This window comes from Phenylobacterium sp., assembly GCF_046590535.1.
In the GTDB taxonomy this organism is placed as follows: Bacteria; Pseudomonadota; Alphaproteobacteria; order Caulobacterales; family Caulobacteraceae; genus Phenylobacterium.
Genome location: NZ_JBKJTG010000254.1, coordinates 1 through 6,626 on the forward strand (window position 1 = coordinate 1; position 6,626 = coordinate 6,626).

Genomic DNA, 6,626 nt, shown 5'->3' on the forward strand with positions numbered 1-6,626 from the left:
GCGCGATGGGGGCGGCGGAGTTCTGCCTGCACGCCTCGCGGGACTACGTCGCCAGCCGCTCGCTGTTCGGCAAGCCCCTGGCCGCGCGCCAGCTGGTGCAGAAGAAGCTGGCCGACATGCAGACCGAGATCGCCCTGGGTTTCGAGGGCGCCCTGGCGCTCGGCCGGCTGATCGACGAGGGCGCCTGCGTCCCCGAGGCCATCAGCCTGATGAAGCGCAACAACTGTGGCAAGGCGCTGGATATCGCCCGGGTCGCCCGCGACATCCACGGGGGTAACGGCATCTCCGGCGAGTACCATGTGATGCGCCACGCGGCGAACCTGGAGACGGTGAACACCTATGAGGGCGCCCACGACGTGCACGCCCTGATCCTGGGCCGCGCGATCACCGGCGAGAGCGCTTTCTGAGAACAGCGTTCGGAACCTTGCGTTTACCTCACGCAGGGTAAGCCTTCTCCCGCACGGGGGAAGCCCATGGCGAACAAGAGCGCACCTGGCGCCGCCGACAAGTCCGAGATGATCCAGTGGCTGTTCGAGAATAGCCACGACATCATGCATGTGGTGGGCGCCGACGACCGCCTGAAGGTGGTCAATCCCGCCTGGGAACGGCTGACCGGCTGGGCCGAGCACGAACTTATCGGCACGCTGGCGCTGAGCCTGATCCATCCGGAAGACCTGGGCGGCCTGCGCGAGACCGTCGACGCCATGCCGGTCGGCGCGGTGACGGAGCGCGAGGTCCGCCTGCGCCGCCGCGACGGGTCCTATCACTGGTTCTCCGGGCGCAGTCAGAAGATGCCGGGCGGCGAGCGCATCGTCACGCTGCGCGACTGCGCAGAAGAGCGCACCCAGGCGCAGGAACTGGCGGAGGGCCGGCGTACCCGCCAGCTGCTGGGCGAGGCGGCCGGCATCGGCACCTGGACCTTCGAGCCGCTGGAGAACCGCATCCACTGGTCCGACGACCTGCTCACCCTGACCGGCTATAGCCCCGACCAGATACGGACGGCGGAGGACTTCGCCAGCGTCCTGCATCCCTCCGAGTACGAGATGATGCGCAAGGCCCTGGCCCGGAGCGCACGCTCCGGCGAAGGCGGCCGCCTGGAGCACCGGATGAAGGTGCGGGGCCGATGGCGGAGCTGGCGGGTCACCTTCCGCACCGAGCTCCGCGCCCACGGCCTGTTCGCCCTGAAGGGCATTTCCGAAGACATCACCGAGCTGGTGGAGGCCCGCGACGCGGCCCGCAAGGGCGAGCAGCAGATGCGCAAGGCCCGCCGGGAGGCGCAGGCCGCCGCCCGGCGCCTGAAGATGGCTCTGCAGGCCGCCGAAGCCGGCGTTTACGAGATCGACCATGTGGCCAAGACCTTCTGGGCGTCACCGGAGTTCGAGCGGCTGACCGGCCAGTGCGATTCCAGCTACGCCGAGGCCACCCAGCTCCGCTATCCCGGCTTCCATCCCGACGACCTGCCGCATGTGCGGGAGTCCTTCCGCGCCCTGCACTCCGGCGAGAAGCGATCCGGAGAGGCCTTTGAGGCGCGGATCATCCAGCCCGGCGGCGCGGAGCGCTGGGTGCGGGTGTTTCACCACCTGAAAGTGGGCCGCAACGGGCGGTGGCTGAAGGCCGTGGGGCTGATGCACGACTTCGACGCGCGCAAGCGCCAGGAACTGGCCCTGCTGGACGCCCAGCGCGCCGCCGAACAGGCCGCCGAGGCCAAGGCCGCGTTCCTGGCCAACATGAGCCACGAGATCCGCACGCCGATGAACGGCGTGATGGGGGTGCTGCACCTGCTGAAGTCCGAGAGCCTCTCGGAAGACGGCCGCTCCATGCTGGAGGAAGCCCTGTCCTGCGGCCAGATGCTCGCCGAGCTGCTCAACGACGTGATCGACTTCTCGAAGATCGAGGCCGGCCACCTGGAGCTGACCTCAGAACCGCTTGATCCACGCGCCCTGGTGGAAGGCGTCACCCGCTTGCTGCGGCCCCAGGCCGAGGCCAAGGGGCTACAGGTGATCGTCGACGCCGACCCGAAGGTCGGCTGGGTGCTAGGCGATCCGGTGCGGCTGCGTCAGGCGCTGTTCAACTTGCTGGGCAATGCGGTGAAGTTCACCGAGCGCGGCCATGTGGTGGTCCGCTGCCGCAGCGCTGACGCTGGCGTGCTGCGGTTCGAGGTGGAGGACACGGGCGTGGGCATCCCCGCCGCCGCCCAGGGCCGCATCTTCCAGCGCTTCGACCAGGGCGACGCCTCCACCACCCGCAGGTTCGGCGGCTCGGGCCTCGGCCTCAGCATCACCAAGCGGCTGGCCGAAATGATGAGCGGCGACGTGGGCTTCACCTCCGTGGAGGGCCAGGGCTCCACCTTCTGGCTGGAGGTCGCCGCCCAGGCCGCGGAGGCGCAGGCCCCGAAGATCGAGGTGCTGGAGCCGATCCTCGAGGGCCTGCGCGTGCTTATCGTCGAGGACAACCCCACCAACCGGCTGATCGCCACCAAGCTCCTGGAGCACATGGGCGCTTCGGTGGAGACCGCCGCCGACGGCTACCTGGGCGTGGCGGCCGCGGCCCGCGGCGGCTTCGACCTGATCCTGATGGACGTGCAGATGCCGGGCATTGACGGCCTGGAGGCGGCCAGACGCATCCGCGCCCTGGGCGGGCCGGCGGCGGCCACGCCCATCGTGGCGCTCACCGCCAATGTCCTGTCCCACCAGCGGCAGGCCTATCTGGAGGCCGGCATGGACGGAGTGGTGGGCAAGCCCATCTCACCGGCCCTGCTGATCGGCGAAATCGCCCGCCTGAGCGCCCCGGCCCCTGACACGGAAGCCCACGCCGCGGCGTGAGGCGCCCTTCCACCGGCTCGCCGAGCGGTGTTACAGCAGGGCCTTCGATTCCTCGGGGAAGGGCTGATCGCATGGCGGATATCGCTGCAGAGACGACGGATGCGCCGGCGCAGAAGACCAGTCTGCGCACCGTAGTGGCGGCTTCGGCCGCGGGGACCACCTTCGAGTGGTACGACTTCTTCGTCTTCGGCAGCCTGATCCAGGTGATCTCCAAGACCTTCTTCTCAGGCCTCAACGAGACCACCGCCTATATCGCCGCCCTGGCGCTGTTCGGGGCGGGCTTCGTGTTCCGGCCGATCGGCGCCCTGGTGTTCGGCCGCATCGGCGACCGCACCGGGCGCAAGGGCGCCTTCCTGGTGACCGTGGTGCTGATGGGCGCGGCCACCGTGGCCATCGGCCTCCTGCCCACCTACCAGCAGGTGGGCCTGATTTCTCCGGCGCTTCTGGTGCTGATGCGGATCATCCAGGGCTTCGCGCTGGGCGGCGAGTACGGCGGCGCGGCGATCTATGTGGCCGAGCATGCGCCGCAGAATGCGCGCGGTCGGTCGACCAGCTGGGTGCAGACCTCCGCCGCCTTCGGCCTGTTCGCAGCCCTGGCCGTGATCCTGGTGACCCGCCTGGTGGTGGGGAACCTGTTCGGCCCCGAGGCCTTCGACGCCTGGGGCTGGCGGATCCCGTTCCTGCTCTCCGCGGGCTTGCTGCTGGTGTCGATCTACATGCGCCTGAAGCTCACCGAGAGCCCGGCCTTCGCCAAGCTGAAGGCGGAGGGCACGACTTCCACGGCGCCCTACGCCGAAGCGTTCGGCCAGTGGAAGAACCTGAGGCTGGTGATCGTCGCCCTGGTCGCGATCATGGCCGCCCAGGGGGCCGTCTGGTACACCAGCTTCTTCTACACCCAGACCTTCATGGAGAAGTTCCTGAAGGTCGAACCCGCCACCATCAACCTTCTGATGATGGCCGCGGTGGCGGCCAGCGCGGTGCTCTATGTGCTGTTCGGCTGGCTGTCGGACAAGGTCGGGCGCAAGCCGGTGATGCTGTTCGGCATGGCGCTGATGCTGGCGGCCTATTTCCCCGGATTCCACATGCTGGCGCAGACCCTCAACCCGGCCCTGGCCGAGGCCGAAGCGCGCGCCCCGGTGACCGTGGTGGCCGATCCCGCCGACTGTACGCTGCAGTTCGATCCGGTGGGCAAGTCCACCTTCGTCACCTCCTGCGACATGCTGAAGAGCGCCCTGGCCAACGCCGGGGTCTCCTACCGCAACGAGGCGGCTGCGCCGGGGACGCCGGCCATGCTGCGGGTGGGCCAGGCGACCGTGCCCTCCGCCGACGCCAGCGGCGCGCCGGCGGCCGTCGCCAAGGCGGTGAAGACCAGTGTCGAGGCCCGCGTGCGCCAGGCGCTGACCCAGTCCGGCTATCCGGCCAAGGCCGATCCGGCGCGGATGAACCTGGTGGGCGCCTTCGGGGTGATGATGATCTTCGTGGTGGCAGCCACGGCGCTGTTCGGGCCGCTTGCCGCCTGCCTGGTGGAGCTGTTCCCGACACGGATCCGCTACACGGCCATGTCGCTGCCCTATCACATCGGCACCGGATGGATCGGCGGCTTCGTGCCGTTCACCGCCTTCGCCATCGTGACGGCGGTGGGCAACATCTACTCCGGGCTCTGGTACCCCTTCGCCTTCACGGCGATCTCGGTGGTCACCTGCCTGCTGTTCGTCCCGGAGACCCGGGGCAGGCCGCTAGACGACTAGGACGCGACCGGCAGCACTTCGGTCGCCACCCCGGCCTGGGCCAGGGCCTGCAGTTCGCGGGGCGGCGCGGGTCCGCGGATCAGGCGCACGATCTGCAGGCCCTGCTGGGCCATCTGGATCAGCCGGTCGACAGCCGGAATTATCCGCTCGGCGTCGCGCCGGGCCAAGTTCAGCACCTCGGCGTTGATGCCCGGATCCACCGCCAGCACGTCGGCGGCGGCCAGCGCCCGGCTGGCCTTCAGGGTGAGAAGTTCGGCCGCCCCCTCGACGGTCAGGAACTGCACGCGGCCCACCGTGGCGCGGTCCGCCGTCAGGCTTTCGCGCAGGCGCAGAGCCGCCTCGTCCATGTCTCCGGCCATGGCCGCCTCGGCCACCGGCCCGCTGAGCGCGGCGCGCAGGAAGGCGCGGCGACGGTGGGCCTCGGGCAGCACGCGGCGGATCTCGTCCTGCATGGTGCGGAACAGGGCCGCGACCCGGCCCGCACCCTCCGGCACCCGGGCCTCGATGTCGTGACGCAAGAGGGTGGCCAGCATGGGCGAGGCGCCGCCGGTGCCGATGGCGGCCACCACCTCGCCGCGGTCGATCACCGCCGGCGTGGTGAAGTCACACAGCGCCGGGCGGTCGACCACATTGACCGGCACGTGGGCGGCGCGGGCGGCCTGGGCGGCGGCGGCGGCGAAGACGTCGTCCTCGCTGGCCACGAAAGCCAGGACCGCGCCCGCATAGGCCTGTGGCGCCAGCGCCGCGTCGCCCTCGAGCCGCAGGATCGTGGCGGGAGAGCCTTCGAACAGCCGCGCCTTGGCGTCGGCCGCCTCACCCGACCCGGCGATGACCACGGTGCGGCCGGCCAGGGGGAAGAAGGCGGGGAAGGCGTCCATGCGCGGCGGCCGGGCGCCTACTTCAGGGTCTTGAGGTGGGTGATCAGGGCGGCGCGGTTCTCTTCCGAGGGAACGGCCATGAACATCTTGGTGCCGGGCGCGAAGGCCGCCGGGGCCTTGAGGTAGGCGTCGAGGCTGGCGTCGGTCCAGGTTCCGCCCTTGGCCTTGAGCGCCGGCGAATAGGCGAAGTCGGCGCGCGCGGCGATCTTGCCGCCGGCCGCTCCGGTCAGGGCCGGGCCCATCACGGAGCCGCCATGGCACATCTTGCACTGCATGTTGAAAAGCTGGGCGCCATCCGCGGCGAGGGCGGGCTGGGCGGCGAACCCAACAGTCAAGACAGCCGCGGCGGTGAAAACGGAACGACGGACCATGGGTACTCCTGGATACGTGTGGCGGGGCAGCCTTAGCGCCAAGACGGCCGGGCCGCCAAGGCCGCGGACACTTACGGCTGCGTCTAAGCGCTGTTAGGATGCTTCGAAACCAAGTCTCGGGAGGCGATTCATGGCGTCGACGCTGGATGTGAACGGCAGGGCCTACACGGTGCAGGCCCAACCGGACACCCCGCTACTTTGGGTGCTCAGAGATGAACTGGGCCTGACCGGGACCAAGTACGGCTGCGGCATCGCCCAGTGCGGCGCCTGCACGGTGCTGGCCGACGGCCAGCCGATCCGGGCCTGCGTCATGCCCATCGAGGGCCTGGCCGGCGTGAAGATCACCACCATCGAGAGCCTGGGCGGAAATAGCCCACTGCAGCAGGCCTGGGTGAAGCACGACGTGCCGCAGTGCGGCTACTGCCAGTCGGGCCAGATCATGAGCGCCACCGCTCTGCTGGCCGCAAAGCCCAACCCCACCGATGCCGACATCGACGCGGCCATGGACGGAAACATCTGCCGCTGCGGGACCTATCAGCGGATCCGCGCGGCCATCAAGGACGCCGCGGGCATGGCCCCGGCCGCCACCCCCGTCGCGGCCCCCGCCGCCCCGGCCAAGATCTAGGAGCGGACATGAACAAGATCCTCTCCCCCCGCGAAACCCAAGGCGCCACCCGGCGCGACCTCGTGGTCGGCGCGACCCTGGTGGGCGGCGCCCTGCTGGTGGGCTGCTCCCCCGGCGACCTGCTCAGCGTCGGCGCCAAGGAAGACTTCGGCGCCTTCGGGCCCTTCATCAAGATCGGCGCC

Annotated in this window: 6 protein-coding genes; 4 read left to right on the forward strand and 2 right to left on the reverse strand. The window is 70.0% G+C overall.

Annotation, left to right across the window (positions count from 1 at the left end):
* The 3 genes from ACLL81_RS16135 to ACLL81_RS16145 form a co-directional block, all read left to right on the forward strand.
* A partial coding sequence (locus ACLL81_RS16135; RefSeq protein WP_411289388.1) for an acyl-CoA dehydrogenase family protein occupies positions 1–407 on the forward strand: 407 nt, incomplete at its 5' end.
* 66 nt (positions 408–473) lie between these two features.
* The gene (locus tag ACLL81_RS16140; protein WP_411289389.1) at positions 474–2,822 is read left to right on the forward strand and encodes a PAS domain-containing protein; all 2,349 of its coding nucleotides are present in this window, start codon (positions 474–476) and stop codon (positions 2,820–2,822) included.
* A 71-nt stretch (positions 2,823–2,893) separates the two neighbouring features.
* Entirely contained in the window at positions 2,894–4,570 is a 1,677-nt protein-coding gene (locus ACLL81_RS16145) for an MFS transporter (protein ID WP_411289390.1), read from the forward strand.
* On the opposite strand, the gene ACLL81_RS16150 is transcribed toward ACLL81_RS16145, so the two are convergent.
* Complete coding sequence (locus ACLL81_RS16150; protein ID WP_411289391.1) at positions 4,567–5,448, reverse strand: NAD(P)-dependent oxidoreductase; 882 nt, start codon at positions 5,446–5,448, stop codon at positions 4,567–4,569. The two genes, ACLL81_RS16145 and ACLL81_RS16150, sit on opposite strands and share 4 nt — an antisense overlap.
* A gap of 17 nt (positions 5,449–5,465) precedes the next feature.
* Positions 5,466–5,819, reverse strand: a complete 354-nt coding sequence (locus tag ACLL81_RS16155; RefSeq protein ID WP_411289392.1) for a c-type cytochrome — start codon at positions 5,817–5,819, stop codon at positions 5,466–5,468.
* 130 nt (positions 5,820–5,949) lie between these two features.
* Between ACLL81_RS16155 and ACLL81_RS16160 the strand changes: the two genes are divergently transcribed.
* Positions 5,950–6,444: a (2Fe-2S)-binding protein gene (locus ACLL81_RS16160; RefSeq protein ID WP_411289393.1), complete on the forward strand. Its 495-nt coding sequence runs from the start codon at positions 5,950–5,952 to the stop codon at positions 6,442–6,444.
* Positions 6,445–6,626: the final 182 nt, after the last annotated feature.

What these genes read in the sequence shown, in the direction of transcription:
- ACLL81_RS16140 (WP_411289389.1), top strand. Translation starts at nt 474, where the DNA reads ATGGCGAACAAGAGCGCACCTGGCGCCGCCGACAAGTCCGAGATGATC.
- ACLL81_RS16145 (WP_411289390.1), top strand. Translation starts at nt 2,894, where the DNA reads ATGGCGGATATCGCTGCAGAGACGACGGATGCGCCGGCGCAGAAGACC.
- ACLL81_RS16150 (WP_411289391.1), bottom strand. Translation starts at nt 5,448, where the DNA reads ATGGACGCCTTCCCCGCCTTCTTCCCCCTGGCCGGCCGCACCGTGGTC.
- ACLL81_RS16155 (WP_411289392.1), bottom strand. Translation starts at nt 5,819, where the DNA reads ATGGTCCGTCGTTCCGTTTTCACCGCCGCGGCTGTCTTGACTGTTGGG.
- ACLL81_RS16160 (WP_411289393.1), top strand. Translation starts at nt 5,950, where the DNA reads ATGGCGTCGACGCTGGATGTGAACGGCAGGGCCTACACGGTGCAGGCC.